This is a genomic window from Bradyrhizobium sp. 142, from assembly GCF_023074015.1.
Taxonomy (GTDB): domain Bacteria; phylum Pseudomonadota; class Alphaproteobacteria; order Rhizobiales; family Xanthobacteraceae; genus Bradyrhizobium.
In genome coordinates this window covers 1-20,487 of sequence record NZ_JADPKQ010000107.1, presented here as the reverse complement: position 1 = coordinate 20,487, position 20,487 = coordinate 1, and the positions used below count along the sequence as shown (strand labels likewise).

Sequence of the window (20,487 nt, the reverse complement as noted above, 5' to 3'; positions counted from 1 at the left end):
ATTCATGGCGAAGAGACTCCCGAAAAAAGACGTAGTGATTATCGGGCTCGGATGGACGGGATCCATCATGGCCAACGAACTCACGGACGAAGGCCTCGAAGTGATGGCCATCGAGCGCGGGCCCTGGCGCGACGCACCGACGGAGTTTCCGCCGAATTACATGCAGGACGAGCTTCGCTACCGCGTGCGTCACGAACTGTTCCTTAGGCCGGACCAACTTACGTTCAGCTTCCGTAACAAGATTGACCAGACCGCTCTGCCGATCCGAAGCTGGGGCGCCTTCATGCCGCCGAACGGCGTCGGCGGTGGCGGCGTTCATTGGAATGCGGAGATGTGGAGGTTTCTGCCTTCCGATTTCGTGCTGAAGACCCATCTTACCGAGCGATACGGCGCCTCATTCCTGCCCGAGGACATGACGATCCAGGACTGGGGCATCACCTACGACGAACTCGAACCGTTCTATGATCGTTTCGAATACCTCTGCGGCACGTCCGGAATGGCCGGCAATCTCCGCGGCCAGATCATGGAAGGCGGCAATCCTTTCGAAGGTCCGCGCTCCCGGCCCTATCCAACGCCGGCACAAGCGCAGCCCTTCAGCCACACGCTGTTCGGCAAGGCTGCGCGGGATCTCGGCTACAAGCCCTTCCCTCAACCTTCCGGCAATCTCTCGCAAGCCTATACGAATTCGCTTGGGCTCCAGATGGGCCCCTGCACTTACTGTGGATTCTGCGAATGGTTCGGGTGCAGCAACTACTCGAAAGCAAGTCCGCAAACCACGATCCTTCCCTATCTCGTTCGCAAACCCAACTTCTCCGCGCGCGACCACTCGGAGGTGACCAAAATCAACGTCGATAAATCTGGAACCCGTGCGACCGGCGTAACCTTCATCGACTCGAGCGGCGTCGAATGGGAGCAGCCCGCCGACCTCGTCATCCTTTCGGCGTTCAGCATGTTCAACGTGCAGCTTCTGCTGCACTCAAAGATCGGCAAGCCATACGACCCCATCGCGAACGCAGGCGTTGTCGGCCGCAATTACACCCATCAGACCGTTTCGACTGTGAACGGCTTTTTCGACAACAAGAAGTATAACTTCAACCCGTTCATCGGGTCGGGCGCGATCGGCATGTGCATCGACGAATTCAACGGCGACAACTTTGATCACGGACCTCACGGCTTTGTCGGCGGCGCTTACATGGGCCAGGTCCAGACCGGCGCCCGTCCCATCGAGAGCGCACTCGTGCCTCCCGGTACGTCGAAATGGGGCGCGGCGTGGAAGACGGCCGTGAAGGAGAACTACCTCAGCACGGTGAAGCCAGGCGCCGGCGTCCACGGCAGCTTCTACGCCTACCGCGACATCTATCTCGACCTCGATCCCACCTACTCGGATCGCTTCGGCCGGCCGCTGATGCGGATCACAATGGACCTGAAAGAAAACGAGGTGAAACAGAACAAATTCCTCACGGACAAGTTCGCCGAGATCATCAAGACAATGGGCGCGGACAAGCTCGCCATTCAATATCGGACCGCGCCGTACGACATTTCGACCTATCAGACGACGCATCTCAACGGCGGGGCCATCATGGGGACTGACCCGACGACGAGCGCGCTCAACCGATATTTGCAGAGTTGGGACGTTTCGAACCTGTTCGTGCTGGGTGCCAGCGCCTTCCCGCAGAACCCCGGTTACAACCCGACACTAACGGTGGGTGCGCTCGCATACTGGGCAGCCGCGGCGATCCGCGACAAATATCTCAAGAAGCCCGGGAGACTGGTGGATGCTTAGCAACAGTCGATCCATTTTTGCAGGCGCGGGGATTGCTCTGTTCGTGGCTACATCTGCTACCGCCGGCGATTCAGATCCGCAGGAGCTCACGCAGATCGAGCGCGGACGGTATCTTGCGATTCTGTCCGACTGCGCGAGCTGCCACACCGTTCCCGGCAGCAACCAGCCGTTTGCCGGCGGACGCCCGATCGAAACGCCCTTCGGCAAAATCGCGGCACCGAACATTACGCCGGATATCGAGACGGGAATCGGAAGCTGGAGCGATGACGCGTTTGACGCGGCGATCCGCAAGGGTCAGCGACGGAACGGTTCGCGACTTTATCCGGCGATGCCCTACACTGCGTACACGAAAATGTCGCGAGACGATGTGCTGGCGATTCGCGCCTACCTAAACACGGTGACACCAGCCCGCAACGACGTCGTCGCGAATACCCTACCTTTCCCGTTCAACATTCGCGCCTCGTTGCGGGTGTGGAACGCGCTGTACTTCAACCAAGGCGACTACAAGCCCGACACTCGGAAATCCGCCGAATGGAATCGCGGTGCCTTCCTCGTGGACGGTCCCGGTCACTGCGGCGCCTGCCACACACCCAAGACCGTTCTGGGAGGCGACAGAACTGACCAATATCTGCGCGGCGGCTTCCTGCAAGGATGGTCGGCGCCGGACATCACCGGCGATACCAGAGTCGGCGTGGGTGCCTGGTCGGCGGAAGACCTCGTAGCCTACATGAAAAGCGGTCACAATCGCGTGTCGGCCGCTACCGGACCGATGGCTGAAGTCGTGTCACTCTCGACCGAGCAGATGACGGATCCCGATGTGAAGGCCATTGCGACATACCTGAAATCCTTGCCTGGCAAACAGGACCATCCGCAAACACTGCCAAAAGAGAATCCTGCCATGGTCGCCGGGGCCGCCATCTATCGCGATCAGTGTTCGACTTGTCACGCCATCGACGGCAAGGGCGTCGCCAAATTGTTCCCGTCTATCGCGGATTCTTCGATGGTGAAGTCCGACGATCCTACTACGTCGATACGCATCGTACTGCGGGGCGCTCGAAGCGTCGGAACCCAGGCCCAGCCGACGGCGCCTGGCATGCCATCCTATGGTCGCCAACTCGACGACGCACAAATCGCCGCGGTGCTCACCTACATGCGCAACAATTGGGGTGCCGCGGCACCCGTCGGAGCCGCCGACGTCGCGCGAGTGCGTTCCGATACAGCATTGCGACCGGACTGAATGGTTGCTCGCGTATGGGTTCGAAAATGGTCCAAGCCCGTTCCTTGTCTCCGCCAGTGCAGAAATGGCTGCGTTGATTGGTAGGCACCAGATGCAACGGAAGATCGTCGCGATTCTCGCCGCCGACGTGGTGGGATATAGCCGTCTCGCGGGGGCTGACGAGGATCGAACGCTGGCGCGCCTGAGGGCTTTGCGCAGTGATCTGATCGACCCAACCATTGCCGTGCATAAGGGACGCGTGGTGAAGCGTACTGGGGACGCCGCTCTCGTCGAGTTCAGCAGCGTAGTCGACGCCGTCCGCTGCGCCATCGAGATACAGAACAGCATGGTCGATCGCAATGCCGGGGTGCCATCCGATCGGCGTATCGAATTTCGCATCGGTATCCATCTCGGCGACGTCGTCGAGGAGAGCGACGGCGACCTCATGGGGGACAGCGTCAATATCGCCGCTCGGCTTGAGGGGATCGCCAGGCCTGGCGCGATCTGCCTTTCCGAAGACGCCTATCGGCAGGTCAAGACGCGGCTCGATCTGGTGGTTGGCGATCTCGGGGAGCAGAGTCTCAAGAATATCGCCGAGCCAGTCCGGGCGTATTCGCTGGAGGTCGGCAAGCCGGTACAGACGGAAGTTCGCTCGGCAACACCGGCGCGGCTCTCCATCGTTGTTCTGCCCTTTGCCAATCTGGGTGGCGATCCTGAGCAGGAATATTTCGTTGATGGCGTGACCGAAAGTCTGACAACGGACTTATCGCGCATTGGCGGCTCGATCGTGATCGGCCGGCATACCGCGTTCAGCTTCAAGGGCAAATCGGTCGATCTCAGGCAGCTCGGCCGCGAGCTCGGCGTGCGTTACGTGCTCGAAGGCTCGGTACAGCGCGGCGGCAGCCGGCTGCGGGTAAACGTGCAGCTCATCGATGCCGAGACCGGCAATCACCTGTGGGCCGAACGCTTCGACAAACCCGTCGCGGATCTCTTCGACATGCAGGACGAGATCGTATCGAGGCTCGCAAACACGCTTAATGCCCAACTCATCGCCGCAGATGCCCGCCGCGCGGAACTCGCCCCGAATCCGGGTTCCATGGATCTTTATCTCCAAGGTATGGCTTGCGCCAATAGAGGAGCAAATCCCGAATACATGGCGCATGCGCGTAGCTACTACGAACGTGCGCTCGCTCTCGATCCCAACAATGTCGAGGTGCTGGTTGGTTTGGCGCTATCCGATGCATCCATTGCTGCGTGGTTTATGACCGACGATCGGGCCTCGCGTCTTGCGATGGCAGAGGCGGCGCTGACGAGAGTGCTCTCGCTTGTACCAGATCATGCCATGGGTCATTATCTGCTCGGGACCGTCCAGATCTCTTCCAACCGCGCGGCCCAAGGCATTGCCGAATGCGAGCTGGCACTGTCGCTGGATCGCAATTTGGCTGCTGCTCACGGGTATATCGGGCTCGCCAAGTATTTCACCGGCCACAGCGAGCAAACCGAAGCTTATATCCGGAATGCACTACGCCTCAGTCCTCGCGATACGAACGTATATCTCTGGACGTTCTTTGCAGGCCTCGCCAAATTTGCCCTCGGTTCCGACGAAGAGGCCGTCGCGCGTTTTAGCGAGACGATAGGCATCAACCGGAATTATCCCCTGGCGCATTTCCATCTCGCCGCTACCCTGGCCCTGCTCGGCCGGCCAGGCGACGCCCAGGCCGCTGCGCGGGCCGGAGTGGCTCTCGATCCGACTTTCACCATCCGGCGCTATCGTGCCGGCGTATCGAGCGACAATCCGACCTATCTTGCGCTGCGCGAGCGCGTCTATGACGGAATGCGCCGGGCCGGACTCCCGGAGGGATGACGCCAGTCAGACTTCGAAGTCGCGGATGCGAAAGGTAACAGCGACTTTTATGATTTCGTGTGTCGGCGCCGCTTGTCTAAGCTTCGTTAATTCCGCGACCCTTCAGAAGGCATACTTGTTTTCCCAGATGCTCCTCAATGCAATCGACGACAACCCGTTTCCGCCAGCGCGCGAGCCCTCCACGACTCACCGGCGGCTCGCGAGCGACCCCTTGGTGGACACGCGACACTTCATGGGCAAGGACGCCCGAGAGCGCCTCCAGATATGGCATAGAGTTGACCTCGCCGCCTTCAATCGCACTCCTTAATTTGGACGGAACGTGAATGCTTTCCGAAAACCACCAGTGCCGGCCGGTTCCGAGACGCTTTACAGGCTCGGCAGGGGTTATCTTAACGACCGAATGAAAACCGATCTTGCCGGTTGACGTCCGCAGATCCGCCTCAGATCTTGCTCGACCATCCGCTATGCCGACACAGAGATGGTTGATGCCATCGCGGAGAACCACCTTGTTTCCATCGGAATTAGCCACGCACGTTTCCATCGATGCTGGGATGCGCCCGCGGTCTATGGCCCTCATAAGACGCTCTACAACCGGTTTCGTTCGCTGGTCGCGCATGGGGTATCTTGGACAGAATCTTCGCCGACCTTGGCTCCGCCCGGCCGCGTGATGATCGAACAGCACGTATCTTAAGGCGCTTCGGACAGCCGCCAGTCTGCGAAAAAGGGGGGTTCAGCCCCGTCTCATCGGCCGCACGAAAGGCGGGCTAAACTCCGGTGACGCGTATCATCCGGCGATCGGCAGGTACTTTTGATGCCATTCTGTATTGCGCGTCTATCCGGTGTTCCGTCTAGCACGCATCGATTTCCATCAGCAGTTGGCAGACGAGCCCTGCCTGATCAAAGCTCAGTCCAACCTGCGCATTCCTGAGCACCTTCGTCACGAGACGCAAGCCGAACCCCTTTTGAGCCGGCTCTCGTACCTCGGGCCCGCCGCGTTCGCGCCACTGCAGAGCTAATCTCCGGCCTGCATCGTCGGAGAGCAACTCCCAAAGCACCTCGACCTGTCCGGACGTAGCGGTAAGCGCACCATATTTGCAAGCGTTGGTTGCAAGTTCGTGCAGTACCAAGTGACGCGAAAGGGCAAGTCGTGGCTCGAGTTCAAAGTCTGGCCCAGCCGCACGGATAGCAACTCAGCCAAAGGAATTTTCTGCGCGTCCGTTTGCTCGATCAGATTGCAGGCGTCAGTGAGACTGGCGATCCTCGCTGAAGGTGCAGCACGGTATCCCTCCGCAGTGAGGGAGTCCGTCTGACTCACGAGGCACTGGACAACAGTCAGCAGGTTTCGAATCCGGTGCTGAAGTTCGTCCACCAACAGGTGGCGCAATGGGTCGGACTCCATGCGCTCAGAATTGCGAGAACCGGTCGATCTCTCCGGAGAGTTGACAGCCATTCTATCTGACATGTCCGATCCCATCCGCATCTCTTGGGGTGGATTGATGGTCAATCTCGCGCCCTTATCGGCAGCGCCGAGCGGCGTACTAACAGCGGCGACAGATAATCAACTTCTTGTCGAGCATCTTGCCCAGATCCTGCTCCGCCTTGTTGAAGCTATCGAGCTTTCTCTGGATGTCATCATCCTCGGCTGAACCTGGCGCGAGGGTCCGTTCTCGTGGCTGCACATGCACCGCCGCAGCCGTTTCGCTTCGGATCACGTCCACCGGTTGATTGCAGCCTGTGGCAAAAATCATTCTGGTGAGACCTGCTGGGTGAGACCTGCTGGCGCCGACCCCGCGAGCCGCCCCCACGGCTACGAGGGCCTTGATGCCAGAGCGGCATTGGCGTCCCACGGTCAGGCGTGGGCATCAACAGGCCGGGCCGTTTGGACGACATTTGTCGAGCGCATCTCGAGTCCCGCTTCGGCTTTCCTGTTGGAAAGCGACATTCTCACGACGTCCTGCTTCAGCAAATAGACTGATACCGCAAGAAGGACGATGTCCTTCATCAGGAACGGCACCGCACCAGCCATCGCGGGAAAGCCGGCCGTTGGATCCCAACCATCCGGCATGAACGGGATGATAGTTACGGTCGTTAGAAATGTACCGGTTGAACCAAGAGCTCCGAGAATTCCGAATCTCCTATCCCAAAATCCCGCATACAACAGGGCCAAGATCGTCCACTCTGACGCACCCAAGAACCGGGCGCCTCCGCGCAGGCCGAAAGCCGGATACAGCCAGGAGATGAACGGGCTATTGCTGATAAACGGAATCATCAGTTGCGCCGCATACTGATGCCATTTCGTGAATCCGAAGAACGCGAATATGATCACCATCGAGGCGCGTAGTACGTGGTATTCGATATCTTCACTGAGAAGACCGAAGCCAGCCAGGATCTTTGCAAGATTCCTGGTCAGATAATTCGTTGTGCCGCGACGCATCGCTCTTACGATGTCTTGCTTAAGCAAATAGAATGACGCGGCAAGAAGCACGACATCCTTCATGAGGAACGGAATGTTACCAGTCATCGCTGGAAAGCCGCCGGCGACCTCATCCCATCCGTTCGGCATGAATGGAATGATTGTAACAGTTGCCACGAATGTCGCGCATGACCCGAGAGCACCAAGGATTCCGGCTTGCTTGTTCCAAAATCCCCAGAACAGCAGCAAGCAAATCAACCATTCCATGGCGCCCAAGAACCAGCTACCCCCGCGCACACCGAAAACGGGGTACATCCAGGAAATGAGAGGCCCGTTGCTGATATAGGGAATCAAAACTTGCGCTTCGTACTCAAACCATTTCTGGTATCCGAACGATAGAAATACGATCACCATCGACGCGCGTATCAACTGATAATCTAGATCCTCCTTAAGAAGACCAGATCTGCTCATAGTTTCCGTGAGATATTTCATCATGATCGCCTCGCTGCTTGACTATTGGGTCACCAACAGATGCCCGTTGACTCCTGACTCGGACGCGGCTCAGGCGTGAACCACGACCAGTTTCCCTTTGGCCTCGTTGGCCTCCATCACGCGATGGGCCTCGCGGATCTCTTCGAAACGGAATGTTCTGGCGGGCTTGACATCGAGCCGACCGGCCGCGGCGTCCGCGGCAATTTGTTGAAGCGGCACGTCAGAGAGACGAAACCCCGGAGTTCCGAATACAAAGCTGCCGAAGAACGTCAGATAGACGCCGCTCGCCATCTGCAGCAATGGGTTGAAGTCAGAGATAGGATCGAGATCGTCAAGCCAGCCGGCCAGACAGGAACGGCCCCCCCGGCGAAGCATGGCAAGGGAATCGAGCATGACGGTATTGCCCACCAGGTCGAGCACCGCATCTATCTTCTTTGCCTCGGGAATATGCTTTGACAGATCGCGGCACTCCAATTCGCAGCGCCAGGCTCCCAACTTCTCCAGCATGTCGAAGCGATCGCCATTGCGCGTCGTCGCGATCACCCGGACCCCGGCGTTGACGGCCATCCTGAGCGCGGCCTGACCGAATGAGGAGGTCGCGCCGCGGATGACGAGCACCTGCCCCTTTCGATCTCGAGATTGCGAAACAGGCAGGTCCAGGCGGTCGCGCAGGTCTCCGGGATCGCTGCGAGTTCGGCCCACGGCAGGCCCGATTCGATCAGCGCAACGTTTGAAGCCGGTACGCTTGTATATTCGGCGTAACTGCCGTTGATCGTGCGGCCGAGGCCGCCCATCAACGCAGCCACCTTCGCACCGATCGGAAACTCGCCGCTAGGGCAGGATTTGACCAGGCCCACGCATTCGATGCCGCTGACGGGAGCCGACTCGGACCACTCGCCCCGACGCATATGAATTTCAGCGTGATTGATGCCGAACGCCTTTACCTGGATGACGACATGTCCCGCCTTCGGCTCAGGCTGTGGGATCTCTTTCATGACGAGGCTGTCGAGGCCGCCGAATTTTTCGAGGACAATTGCACGCATCAGATCACTCCCTGGATCAGATTGCTGGGGCAGTGGCTGCTTGCGGATTCTTAGAATGCGGGAGAAAATCGCGGATCACTGCCGCGATTTCGTCGCAGTGCGTCTCAAGCGCAAAGTGGCCGGTTTCGAAGAAACGCACCTGCGCACCTGGAATGTCACGCTTGAACGCCTCCGCACCCGGCGGCAGGAAGAAGGGATCGTTCTTGCCCCAGACCGCCAGGAAGGGCGGCTTGTGTTTGCGGAAATAGGCCTGAAATTCCGGGTACATGGCGACGTTATTTTTGTAGTCGCCAAAGAGATCGAGTTGCACTTCATCCGCGCCGGGACGCGCCAGATAGAAGTTATCAAGCGAATATCCATCCGGAGAAACCAAGGACGTGTCGGCGACGCCGTGCGTGTACTGCCAGATCGTTGTTTCTGGAGAGAGGAAGGCACGCAGTGCCTTCCGGTTCGCCTCGGAAGCCTCCCTCCAATAGGCGCGGATAGGATTCCAGCCGTCGCTCAACCCTTCCTCGTAGGCGTTGCCATTCTGAGAAATGATTGCCGTGATGCGCTCGGGATGACGAACGGCCAGTCGAAAACCGGCCGGCGCACCGTAGTCAAAGACGTAGATCGAGAAGCGAACGAGGCCGATCACTTCGGTGAAGCGCTCTATCACTTCGGCCAACTTCGCGAAGGTGTAGGGAAACCTGTCGCGAGGCGGCATATCGGACTGCCCGAAGCCGGGTAGATCCGGCGCCACGACGCGAAAATGGTTCGATAGGGCCGGGATCAGCTCACGAAACATATGGCCGGCGCTTGGAAATCCGTGAAGTAACAACAGCGGCGGCGCATCGCGGCGGCCGGCCTCCCGGTAGAACACTTTCAACCCATCGACGTCGGCTTTGCGGTAATGGATGCTGGTCATGAACGGTTCCCTTCGCGGTTCCGGACATCGGAACTTGTTGAACCCAATCGGGTTGAACCCAATTAGGGAGTTTGCGATGCGCAACTCCGGCTACTTCGGACGCATCTCGTGCGTAACTACCTTTCGTGGATCGCGCCGGTTTGGTTACAGGCACGGCGATACTCGCCAACAATTTCTTACCCGCCGCGTTGCTACGGGCGAGATATGCGGAGGCTGGATGTGCCAATCGGGTGGGACGTCTCGCTATGAGACTGGAAAACGAAACGTCAGAGTTAGAGCTGATCGCCAAAGCGATTCAGGCAATCTCGAAAGAGACCGGCTACGAAGGATTGGCTAAAGCTCTTCTCAATGCCACGCTCGGCTATTGCGGAGCGGCTCGTGGCGCTGTGCTGCTGAGCGACAGGGGCGAACTGCTCGACAAGGCCGACGCAAGCTTCTCTCGTGAAAGGGCGAGGTTCTTTGCCTCACAACCTCCGGCCGGCGACTTCCGATTGCCGCCGAACCTCACCGAAAGGGTACTCATACGCCAGGAGACCGTGATCAGTGAGGATAGCTGGGACGGGTTAGCACTGATTGATACGGCGAAGTACGGACCGGGGCGGAAGATGACCCAATTATGCCTGCCCCTAATTCATCAAGAACGAACGATCGGCGTCCTCTACCTCGAATCTGAGCGCAAGGAGACATTCGCGCCAAGGTATGTCTCCGTAATCTCGATGCTGGCTTCGCAGGCTGCCGTCTCTTTTGAATCCGCGCAGCTCTTCGAGGCGCTCCGTGAGACCAATATGTGGATGATCAAGGGCCAGCAGATCGGCCGTATGGGCAGTTATCGATGGAACACACGGACTCTGCTCTCGCGTGCTTCTCGCGAATGCTATCGCATCTTCGACATCAACCTAGACGTAAATCCGGTGCCGTTCGAGGCTTTTAAGGACCGCATACATCCGGACGACTTCCCTGGCTTGGAGCAAGCGCTCGTGGAGGCCGTCAGCACCAAGTCACCATTCAGTCACGAGTACAGAGTAGTCCATAGAGATGGCACGACGTTGCGCGTCATCGCCGAAGGGGAATTCGACCTCGGCCCGACCGGTGATGTCGAATTGGAAGGCATCATCGCCGACATCACGGCACGAACGGCTGCGGAACAATCGCTTACGGACGCGCGAAGTGAACTTGCTCGGGCCGTACGCCTCGCATCGCTCGGCGAGCTCGCGGGTTCGATTGTTCACGAGATCAATCAGCCGCTGACTGGAATCATTGCGAGCGCGGAAGCGTGCCTCCGATGGCTGGCGCGGGACCCTGCCCAGCCCGATGAAGCCCGCAAGTCTGCGACGCGCGTCATCGAACAGGGACGCCAGGCGAGCGATGTCGTCGCGGGCCTCAGGTCCTTGGTCCGCGACGAGCAGCTCCGATTTACCGACGTCCAGATCAATGACGCCATCGAAGAGATTCTCGTTCTCCTTAAGAGCGATTTTGAACGTGCTGGCGTCGCACTCAAGACCACCCTGGATAGATCGATACCGACTATCGCGGGAGATCGAGTGCAGCTTCAACAGGTCGTACTCAATCTCGTGCGCAATGCAATTGAGGCGATGGCAGGCATCAACGGAAGGCCACGCGTTCTGAGCTCTTCTTCAAAGGTCGCCGACGATCACGTCGCCGTCATGATTGCAGATACGGGCATTGGTATCGCTCCCACGAACAGGGAGCGAATCTTCGATGCGCTCTACACGACGAAAGGTGACGGCCTGGGCATAGGCCTGTCGATCTGCCGAAAAATTGTCGCTGTCCATGGAGGACGCCTATGGGTGGAGCAAAGCACGGCGCACGGCGCGACATTCACTTTTACGCTTCCGCTTCGCCAATCCATCCAGATGTCCGGGAGCCACTGAGAGTGTCGCCGTCTGTTCTTGTTCACATCGTCGACGACGACAGGGCGGTTCGTGAGTCACTTGGAGATCTGCTCCGGTCCATGGACTATGAAGTCGCGCTTTATGGATCCGCCCCAGAGTTTCTCAAGGTCGAGTTGCTCGATGTTCCTGCGTGTCTGGTGCTGGACGTTCGGCTGCCGGGCACGAACGGGTTGGAGCTACAAGAGTATCTGGCACGCATCAACATCCGGCTGCCTGTCATTTTAATGACCGGCCATGGCGACATTCCCATGTCCGTGAGGGGCATGAAGGCCGGCGCTGTCGACTTCCTCACCAAACCGATACGGCATCAGGATTTGATTGACGCCGTTGCCAGGGCGATTCAATTGGACCAGGACCGGCGTCGAGAGAGCGCGCAGATTGCTCCATGGCGGGAGCGGTATGCACTCCTGACGCCCCGCGAACGGCAAGTAATGGCGCTTGTGGCGTCCGGACTCATGAACAAGCAGGTCGCGAACGAATTGTCGATCAGCGAAGTCACCGTGAAGATGCATCGCGGCAGCGTCATGCGAAAGCTCGGAGCAAAATCCGCAGCGATGCTCGCTCGGGTAGCCGAGGCCCTCGACATCCCGTCGTGAGGGCGCGCAACCGTTGAAAGCCGAAACCCTACCAACGTATGGGTCTATCCCATCACAACCGAGAGATTTTCACCCAGCGAGGCCGAAGGCATAGTTCGGCTTCGCCTTGTGCTGCCATTCGGCAGCCGGTGAATTTTCAGATTACAGGGAGACGATGCCATGCAGATTCATTCTCGGTCCTATAACTGTCCTCCGGCATCAAATGTCAAACCACGCGCGACCCAGCCTCGCTTGGAATGGAGCCTTCCCTCCGATTACCTTTCCAGGATTGTGCACACTTGGCGAGGTTGCATTCGGTGACAAGCCCGCTCGTCGCTGTCATCGACGACGATGGAGCGCTGTGCTTGTCCCTTGTGGATTTGATGCGCGCCATCGGCTATCGGGCCGAGCCGTTCATCTCGGCGGAGGCGTTCTTGGCGTCTTCCAACCTAATCAGTTTCGATTGTGTCGTTGCTGATGTTCATATGCCTGGGATGGGTGGACTTAACCTCATAAGCAAGCTCCACGAACAGGGCATCATGACACCTGTAATCGTCATCACGGCTCTGCCTGACAGACACTTGGACGATGAAGCGATCGCGGTCGGCGCGCAATGTCTCCTCAGAAAGCCGTTTGAAACAAACTCCCTGCTTGATTGGATCAAGAGGAGCCTCTCCAATGACCGACCTACACGATAATACCTCAACATTCCACTCATCGTCAGGCGTCACCGATGCCATTCAGAGGCCGTCGTCGTCCGATCTCGCGGTTCGCCCACGGCAAATGGCGCGAACAGAAATCCGGTCCGAGAATTGGGACCGGCGCTCCGAGCGATGGGGCTGCCTGATGACCGCCGCACAAGCCGGCGACAATCACGCCTACGAGCAGTTGCTGCGAGAATTGGATGCATGGTTGCGCCGCTACTATGCACGTCGGCTTCCGAGCCCCGCTGCCGACGATGCCAGGCAGGATGCACTTCTTGCGATCCATGCCAAACGGCACACATACGCACCATCGAGGGTCTTCGGAGCATGGATCACCGCGATCGCGCGCTACAAGTGGGTCGATCGGGTTCGTGACGCGTCTCGATACGCCACGTTACCGCTCGACGAGGAAATACCGGTCGCGGACCATGGGGGAGCCGCAATCAGCGCCGCGGTGATGGACAATCTCCTCGGCCGGCTGAAACCCGCGCAAGCCTGCGTGATCCGCCTCGTAAAACTGAAGGGCCTGAGCATCGCGCGCGCATCCGGCGCAACTGGCCAATCCAAAGCGCTCGTCAAGATCAATATCCACCGAGGCCTCAAGAAACTGGCAGCCCTGGTTTCCTGTGACGTCATTTCGTCATCGGCGTCCGGCAATTCTTCGGAGCCTCGGTGCACAAGCCCCTCAAAAAGTCCGTCTATCAGCAAGCCGCACAATCCCGCGACCGAATTATGAAAGGACATGCGATGACGATGGACCTCGTGTCAAGTGGCACTTGATAAAGGAGAGCGAGATGACTGCACGAGAGGTGAAACCAGATCGGCTGAGTGCATTTTCAGACGCAGTGTTTGCGGTCATCATCACCATTCTTGTGCTCGAATTGAAGCCGCCTCAAGCCCGGACCCTAGAAGCTCTCATCTCATTGTGGCCGACTGCAGTGAGCTACGCGGTTAGCTATCTGTTTATCGCGATCGTTTGGATCAATCATCATCACCTATTGCGCTATGCCGACGTCGCGACAGGCCGTCTGATTTGGGCGAATTTCGCGCACTTATTCTCCGTTTCTGTCATGCCGTTCTCGACCGCCTGGATAGCGCAAACGACGCTCGCGGAAATTCCCGTTTCATTTTATGCAGGCGTGCTCGCTTTGGTGAACGCGACGTACTTGCTCTTGTTCATGGAGACCATTGATCGGCCTCAAAGCAAGGATGTGCCAGCCTCCGCACGAATGATAATGCGCGTCCGCTCATTCGTAACTCTCGGACTTTTTGCAATGGCTGCGGTTGTTGCGCTCAAATATCCGATCGGCGGCATGGCCTTGATTTGCCTCTGCCTGATTATCTACCTCCGCCCAGAAGCGCCCAATATCAGATCCAGACACGATCGATCGGAAGTGGACGCAATCAGCCGACTGCCGGGAAGTGTTGCAGTCCCGCCAATCGCCCCGACATCACGATCAAAGACCATTCAGAAACTAGTCAGTGATGAAAGGAAATAGCCATGAAGACAACCAGGGAACCCGTTAGCATTGTTCTGGTTCACGGCGCTTGGGCCGACGGCTCGAGCTGGACACGCGTTATCAAGCCGCTCCATTCCGAGGGACTGCGGGTCCTCGCCGCTCCGATTCCGCTAACATCATTGTCAGATGATGTCGCCGCGCTTGAAAGCGCATTGGAGCGGACCAATGGGCCGGTCGTTCTGGTTGCCCATGCTTATGCCGGCGCGGTGATAGCGGCAAGTACGAACCAAAGAGTTCAGTCGCTGGTCTTCATTGCGGCTCTGACACCTGACGAAGGCGAGACGGCTGGCGAGGTCTTCTATCGCAAAAAGCCGCATCCGGAGGCCCCCCAACTGGCTCCTGACAAGCATGGCCTCCTTTGGATGCCCGACGATCGATTTGGCACCGCCTTTTCTCAGCACGCTTCACCCGAGCAGGCAGCGCTCTTGGCAGCAACCCAGCGTCCCATAGCCCTCGCATGTATTCAGGAAAAGGCACCGAGGCCGGCGTGGAGGTCAAAGCCCTCCTGGTATCTCGTTGCGCAAGAAGATCGGATGATCAACCCGGCTACACAGCAATTCCTGGCGCTACGTATGGGCGCGCAAACGAGGTCGGAAAATGTCGACCATGCGCCCTTGGTTACCGCGCCGGAATTGGTTGTCGAAATAATCCTCCAGGCTGTAACCGGTTTGGCCATGCGTCCGAATACCTAGAGGTGCTCGGTACGTAGGGCAAATAGAGACGCCCAAGACTGCATTCAATTGTACCCGCCGGCCGAGCGCGGCGTGCTGCCAGGACGGAAGGTGAGTGGCCGACGAAACGGAACGGGAGAACTGCAATGACTAATGACATTCTGAACTCGGTGGGGCGCCGCAAGCTGCTTGTGGGGCTTGGTATGGCCACCATTGGCGCCGTGGCAGCAACTCCTGTCGGCCGCGCTGCGATTGCAGATGATCAAGAAACCAAGATGGACGCCGCGAAGCCGTCGATATGCGTCTTCGATGTCAATGAGACGCTGCTCGATATTGAATTCATAGCGCCGCTGTTTCAACGGCTGTTTGGCGACCGGAAGGTCATGCGCGAGTGGTTTGGGCAGCTTATCCTCTATTCGGACGCAATAACCTTGTCGGGCCCCTACACGACGTTCTTCACATTGGGACAGGGTTTGTTGAAGATGCTGGGCACGATCCACAACGTCTCCATCACCGAGGCGGACATTGACGAATTGAGAACGCGGATGCTCACGATGCCGGTGCACCCCGATGTACCGGCAGGTCTGAAGCAATTAAGGGACGCTGGCTTCCGTCTGGTGACATGCACCAATTCGCCTCCCGATCCGCAAAGCAGCCCGCTCAAGCATGCCGGCATTGATGGCTGGTTTGAAAGGTCACTCAGCATCGATCGCGTCCGTCGCTTCAAACCTGCCCCGCAGGTATACCATATGGTGGCCGAAGAATTGAATGTACCGCCCGCCGCGATTTGCATGGTGGCGGCGCACGTGTGGGACACGATTGGTGCACAAAGCACGGGCTGCTCAGGAGCGCTCATTGCCAGACCCGGCAATGCTCCTCTGCCCGTGCACGGGCTGCCCCAGCCCCAGGTTGTCGCTCCGGATCTGCCTGGGGCGGCCACCCAAATGATAAGGCTTTGGCGCTGATCAGCTAGAATTGTCAGACTATCCAATCAACGCCAAATCCGGACGGAAGGTCGCCCATCCTCTCGCGGAACCTTGCCGCCGGGTCCGCGTTCCACGGTAATATCTGGTGGGTGTCTACCGGCCTCGATCATCAAACCTATTGGGAGAGAGCAATGGGACTGTCCTGGCAACAAGGCCCGCTCTCAACGGGAGCAGTCGGCCGGTTCCTCGTACCCGAGCCGCTGCCCAAAAGATTGTTGTATGTCGAGCGGTTGCGTCGGCGCATGCGCGTGCGCTTCGGGGGACTCTGGATCGCCGATAGCGAGCATGTACTCCTGCTCTTCGAACCCGGCCGCTATCCGGTAGCCTACTTCCCGGAGACCGAAGTTTCTCCACGCGTCCTGGAACGCACCGAGCAAACCACCCAACACCCCGATCTCGGGCTCACGTCCTGGTACAGTGTCCGGGCGAACGAGCAAAACATCGCGCCGCGAGGGGCATGGCAGCACACCACCCTGCCCGTCCACGCGAGCGACCTGCAGGCACGCGTCGCGTTCGCCTGGCGGGCCATGGATGCTTTCTATGAAGAGGACGAAAGAATTGTGGGCCATGCCGCTGACCCCTACCACCGCATCGACATTCGTCCGACCTCTCGTAACCTCGTGGTCCGCCACCATGACCGGTCCATCGCCGATACAAAGCGGCCGGTGGTTCTCTACGAGTCCGGCTTCGCACCGCGCTGGTACGTTCCACGCGCCGACATCGACGAGTCCGCTCTCACTGCCGTGAAACTCCAGACCTTCTGCCCATACAAAGGGCTCTGCAGCTACTACACCATTGGTGACGCACGTCAGGCGGCATGGTCGTATCCTGACGCCTATCCCGAGGTCGGCCGCATCTCCAACCTGGTGTCGTTCGAACCGGAGGTCGTCTCGGTATATCTGGATGGCACGCAGCTCCATCTTGAGCCGGGCCAGACGGTGGTTCCACACGGCCCTGATCGCAACCTCGATGTCGCCGAGGTAGTCCACGAGCGAGCATCCGGTAGCGGGTCCGCGACCGCTGCGAGCGGGTAGGACGACTTCCGGTTCCATCAAGGCGGAGCGCGACATGGCTCGACTGCTATCGGTGAACGTCGGACTTCCGCGCGACATCGAGTGGAAGGGGCGCACGGTGCACACGGGGATCTGGAAAAATCCGGTGCGTGGCCGCTGTCGAGTCGGCCGGTTGAATCTTGACGGAGACGGTCAAGGCGACCTGGGCGGCCACGGGGGTGAGCAGCGAGCCGCCTTCGTCTACCAGATCGAATCGTATCGCTATTGGCAGAATCAACTGAACAGGACCGACTTCGTCCACGGACAGTTCGGCGAGAATTTTACGATCGAAGGATTGCCTGACGATGACGTGTGCATCGGCGACCGTTATCAGATCGGCAGCGCACTGTTCGAGGTCACTCAGCCTCGTGTGACCTGCTATCGCGTTGGCATTCGGACGAACGAGCCGCGGATGCCGGCATTGCTGACATCCAGCGGACGGCCCGGGTTCTACTTCCGCGTTCTCGGGGAAGGCGAGGTCGGCGCCGGCGACGAAATCGTGAAGGTGGGAGAGGCGAACGAGCGAATGACCGTGGCAGAGATCAACGCGCTTCTCTATTCGCCCAATCATGCGCGCGATCGATTGGAGCGCGCCTTGCGGATCGAGGCGCTTTCGCCTGGATGGCGCACATCGTTTGAGGCGTTGCTGCGGAGTCAATTGATTGGCGCGGGGAGTGGCAACGCGGGGCTCGCGCCGGCAGCAGCTGCGCATCCGGTTGCACCGGGATTTTGGCCGCTCGCGGTGGCGGCGATCGATCAGGAGTCCGCAGACGTCCTCTCCTTGTCGATGCGGCCCCCAGACGGTCAGCCGCTGCCACCGGCTCTGCCTGGTCAGTACGTCGTCTTGCGTCTTCGACAGACCGGCGGCGGCCCGCCACTCTTTCGCAGCTACTCGCTCTCGGGTCCCCCTTCGACGGAGCGCTATCGGGTCAGCGTAAAGATCGAGCCGAACGGGGCCGCTGGAACCTACCTGCGCGAGCATGTCCGGATGGGCGATGTTCTCGACGTCAGCTCGCCGCGCGGAAGCTTCGTTCCGCAGTCCGGGAAGCGGCCCGTGGTGTTGCTCAGTGCGGGAATCGGGGCCACGCCTGTTCTGGCCATGCTGTACGCGCTGGCGGCGGCCCGCTCGACACGGCCGGTCTGGTGGCTGCACGCCGCTCGCGACCGGCAGCATCATCCATTTGCCGCCGAAGTCCGCCGCCTCACGCTCGCGCTCGCCCACGGCCGCAGCTATGTTTGTTACAGCAGGCCTGGCTCGCGCGACAGGATGGGCGAGGATTTCGACGCTACCGGTCACCTGTCGCGATCGGTCTTCGACGAGGTCGGCATCCCCAGAGAGGCGGATGTCTACCTCTGCGGGCCGACCCGCTTCATGGCAGACATGAAAGAGGCGCTCGCAGCCTTCGGCGTGGCGCCGGAGCGGATTCACGTCGAAATCTTCAACGGCAGCGAGTCGATGACTCCTGGTGTCGTCGGCCCAGCGACGCGAGTTCCGCATCTGCCGAGGGACGACGCCAACACCGGTCCGCTCGTATCGTTCGCGCGTAGTGGCATCGCCGTACACTGGAAGGCGTCAGCCTATCAGAGCATTTTGGAGCTGGCCGAGGCGTGCGACGTCCCGGTCCGTTGGTCGTGCCGGACCGGTGTTTGCCACAACTGTGAGAGCGGCTTGGTTTCGGGCGCGGTCGCCTATGGACCGGAGCCACTCGACAAGCCCGCCGACGGCAACCTTCTAGTTTGCTGCTCGCAACCGATTCGCGACGTCGTCATCGATTTGTGAAGCCTGACCGGATTCGAATTCCAACCGAAGAACCGTCACGGTTCACTTCCAGGAGCGTCCAGCCGCAAGTGAAGGATCAGGGCGGCGCATATCGGACGGAAAACGACGCGAGGCACGATGAACACAACCTGCATGGCAGTCCTGAAGCTCTCAGTCGAGGCGATCACATTGCCGGTGAGCGATGTCGAGCGAGCGCTGCGGTTCTATGTCGACCAGGTCGGCTTCACGCTCGACGTCGACTATTCGCCGAATGACGCATTCCGCGTCATACAGCTCACTCCGCCGGGCTCCAGCTGCTCAAACCAATTCGGTAGCGGACTCACCGACGCGCCCGTCGGATCACTTCGCAACGGGCGACGATTGGCCTCGAGTATTCTTGTTGAGACAAAAGCCGTAGAGAACCGCCGCTGAGCTTTTCAAATTCGGGAGCGAACGGGCGCGATATTCGAAGCCTCCACCACCTCGATAAACGAGATAGAACGCCGCCTTCGTTCGAAGGAGCACAATCGCGCAGATTGGCGTAGTACGCTGCGCTACGTGCCAGTGACCCAATCCACACCAAATTGCGACATCAATCGCCTGCGTACGCCTCAAAACCAGATCGGTACTGCATCTGGTACTGCACAGCCGATCGGGACGCGCTTAAGAGCTGATTGCACTTCGCTTTTTGAGATGTCCCGGTCCAATCCATCATAAGGAAGTTTGAGCTAGGTCCAGCCAGCTGGAAATAACCAAATCTGGCATTGGGCGGGCTTCAACGGCAGCTTTGCGCCAGAAGCGACCAGTCGAGGCTGTGCGCAACCTTGCCGAGTTAGACGATCCAACGATTGGATCCGCCGTTCCTGACGCGATCAGCACAAGCGAACTCGGGCAGGTCCGACCGTTACGTAGCGCTACGGTATCTGCTGCTATTGATGACGAGTCGTTCGGCTGGCCCTGTTGCTTCGATCCACGCCTCCTCCGTCTTCAGCGGCCGAACTGCAGTGCCGGCGGTTCGGGTGCGTCGATTTTCCTTCGGCGAACAGGTTCGGAAAAGGGGTTCGTGGTACTCTAGCTAGGGGGAAAGCAACACGGACCGGCCCCTTTCGAGTGCTCGATTTCAAGAATCCTTGCTCGGTCCGCTTCGATGTCATTCGGCCTGCAATATTGACCTACGACGCATTGCCTCATCAAGAATGTTACCGGAGAACTGACCGTCAGGAGTGGGGCCGCGATACCGAATCGGATCGGTGTTGCCGATGGCAGGACGGATCAGCATGGGTGCGCGGCGCGAGATCACGGCGGCGGTGGTAGACCGCTATCGATCAGCAGGGCGGGCAGATAAGGGGCGCATTCTCGACGAGCTTTGCGCGGTGACGGGCTGGCATCGCAAGCACGCGGTTCGGGCGCTGGCCAGCCATGTCGCAATTTCGCCGGAGGCCCGGCGGCAGCGAAAGCCGACCTATGGCGCCCCTATCAGGGATGCACTGGTGGCGCTGTGGGAGGCCTCGGATCGGATCTGCGGCAAGCGGCTCCGGGTAATGATTCCGACGTTGCTGCCTTCGCTGGAGCGGCATGGCCGGCTCAAG

General features: G+C 59.2%; 19 protein-coding genes and 2 pseudogenes. 16 read left to right on the top strand and 5 right to left on the bottom strand.

The window, feature by feature from the left end:
* Positions 1-4 precede the first annotated feature (4 nt).
* The 3 genes from IVA82_RS10550 (at position 5) to IVA82_RS10540 (ending at position 4,863) form a co-directional block, all read left to right on the top strand.
* The gene (locus IVA82_RS10550) at positions 5-1,783 is read left to right on the top strand and encodes a GMC family oxidoreductase (protein WP_247384037.1); all 1,779 of its coding nucleotides are present in this window, start codon (positions 5-7) and stop codon (positions 1,781-1,783) included.
* Between the two features lie 43 nt (positions 1,784-1,826).
* Positions 1,827-3,020 (top strand): cytochrome c, encoded by a 1,194-nt coding sequence (locus tag IVA82_RS10545; protein WP_247384035.1) that lies wholly within the window; start codon positions 1,827-1,829, stop codon positions 3,018-3,020.
* A gap of 64 nt (positions 3,021-3,084) precedes the next feature.
* Positions 3,085-4,863, top strand: coding sequence for an adenylate/guanylate cyclase domain-containing protein (locus IVA82_RS10540; protein WP_247384051.1), 1,779 nt, complete (start codon positions 3,085-3,087; stop codon positions 4,861-4,863).
* A gap of 76 nt (positions 4,864-4,939) precedes the next feature.
* Here the strand turns inward: IVA82_RS10540 and IVA82_RS10535 are convergent, their stop codons facing one another.
* Positions 4,940-5,392, bottom strand: a complete 453-nt coding sequence (locus tag IVA82_RS10535) for a hypothetical protein (protein ID WP_247384054.1) — start codon at positions 5,390-5,392, stop codon at positions 4,940-4,942.
* 18 nt (positions 5,393-5,410) lie between these two features.
* Here IVA82_RS10535 and IVA82_RS10530 point away from each other — a divergent pair.
* Both IVA82_RS10530 and IVA82_RS10525 read left to right on the top strand, forming a co-directional pair.
* A pseudogene (locus IVA82_RS10530) lies at positions 5,411-5,633 on the top strand (IS5/IS1182 family transposase); the annotation flags it as partial.
* 627 nt (positions 5,634-6,260) lie between these two features.
* Complete coding sequence (locus IVA82_RS10525; protein WP_247384033.1) at positions 6,261-6,509, top strand: hypothetical protein; 249 nt, start codon at positions 6,261-6,263, stop codon at positions 6,507-6,509.
* A 203-nt stretch (positions 6,510-6,712) separates the two neighbouring features.
* Here IVA82_RS10525 and IVA82_RS48930 read toward each other — a convergent pair whose 3' ends face one another.
* The 4 genes from IVA82_RS48930 to IVA82_RS10500 form a co-directional block, all read right to left on the bottom strand.
* Positions 6,713-7,771, bottom strand: coding sequence for a DUF417 family protein (locus IVA82_RS48930; RefSeq protein WP_346659670.1), 1,059 nt, complete (start codon positions 7,769-7,771; stop codon positions 6,713-6,715).
* A 66-nt stretch (positions 7,772-7,837) separates the two neighbouring features.
* Positions 7,838-8,335, bottom strand: a complete 498-nt coding sequence (locus IVA82_RS10510; RefSeq protein WP_247384031.1) for a zinc-binding dehydrogenase — start codon at positions 8,333-8,335, stop codon at positions 7,838-7,840.
* Positions 8,308-8,811 carry an alcohol dehydrogenase catalytic domain-containing protein gene (locus IVA82_RS10505; RefSeq protein ID WP_247384030.1) on the bottom strand — a complete coding sequence of 168 codons (504 nt, stop codon included), beginning with the start codon at positions 8,809-8,811 and terminating at the stop codon, positions 8,308-8,310. Before IVA82_RS10505 ends, IVA82_RS10510 begins: the two co-directional genes overlap by 28 nt.
* Positions 8,812-8,827: 16 nt before the next feature.
* Entirely contained in the window at positions 8,828-9,718 is an 891-nt protein-coding gene (locus IVA82_RS10500; RefSeq protein WP_247384028.1) for an alpha/beta hydrolase, read from the bottom strand.
* A gap of 245 nt (positions 9,719-9,963) precedes the next feature.
* On the opposite strand from IVA82_RS10500, the gene IVA82_RS10495 reads away from it, so the two are divergent.
* From IVA82_RS10495 to IVA82_RS10445, 11 genes and pseudogenes are all read left to right on the top strand, one after another.
* Positions 9,964-11,610, top strand: coding sequence for an ATP-binding protein (locus tag IVA82_RS10495; RefSeq protein ID WP_247384027.1), 1,647 nt, complete (start codon positions 9,964-9,966; stop codon positions 11,608-11,610).
* Entirely contained in the window at positions 11,607-12,227 is a 621-nt protein-coding gene (locus IVA82_RS10490; RefSeq protein WP_256469640.1) for a response regulator transcription factor, read from the top strand. Before IVA82_RS10495 ends, IVA82_RS10490 begins: the two co-directional genes overlap by 4 nt.
* Positions 12,228-12,523: 296 nt before the next feature.
* The gene (locus IVA82_RS10485) at positions 12,524-12,904 is read left to right on the top strand and encodes a response regulator (protein ID WP_247384023.1); all 381 of its coding nucleotides are present in this window, start codon (positions 12,524-12,526) and stop codon (positions 12,902-12,904) included.
* Positions 12,905-13,052: 148 nt separating this feature from the next.
* Entirely contained in the window at positions 13,053-13,646 is a 594-nt protein-coding gene (locus IVA82_RS10480) for a sigma factor (protein ID WP_247384021.1), read from the top strand.
* 58 nt (positions 13,647-13,704) lie between these two features.
* A complete protein-coding gene (locus IVA82_RS10475; RefSeq protein WP_247384020.1) occupies positions 13,705-14,409 on the top strand; it encodes a TMEM175 family protein in 705 nt (234 codons plus the stop codon).
* 2 nt (positions 14,410-14,411) lie between these two features.
* Positions 14,412-15,122: an alpha/beta hydrolase gene (locus IVA82_RS10470; RefSeq protein WP_247384018.1), complete on the top strand. Its 711-nt coding sequence runs from the start codon at positions 14,412-14,414 to the stop codon at positions 15,120-15,122.
* A 125-nt stretch (positions 15,123-15,247) separates the two neighbouring features.
* Positions 15,248-16,066, top strand: a complete 819-nt coding sequence (locus tag IVA82_RS10465) for a haloacid dehalogenase type II (protein ID WP_247384017.1) — start codon at positions 15,248-15,250, stop codon at positions 16,064-16,066.
* Positions 16,067-16,218: 152 nt separating this feature from the next.
* Positions 16,219-17,121, top strand: a complete 903-nt coding sequence (locus IVA82_RS10460; RefSeq protein ID WP_247384016.1) for a DUF427 domain-containing protein — start codon at positions 16,219-16,221, stop codon at positions 17,119-17,121.
* 34 nt (positions 17,122-17,155) lie between these two features.
* Complete coding sequence (locus IVA82_RS10455; RefSeq protein WP_247384015.1) at positions 17,156-18,919, top strand: MOSC and FAD-binding oxidoreductase domain-containing protein; 1,764 nt, start codon at positions 17,156-17,158, stop codon at positions 18,917-18,919.
* Positions 18,920-19,036: 117 nt separating this feature from the next.
* The gene (locus IVA82_RS10450; protein ID WP_247384014.1) at positions 19,037-19,330 is read left to right on the top strand and encodes a VOC family protein; all 294 of its coding nucleotides are present in this window, start codon (positions 19,037-19,039) and stop codon (positions 19,328-19,330) included.
* Between the two features lie 827 nt (positions 19,331-20,157).
* Positions 20,158-20,487 (top strand): annotated as a pseudogene (locus tag IVA82_RS10445) (transposase); the annotation flags it as partial.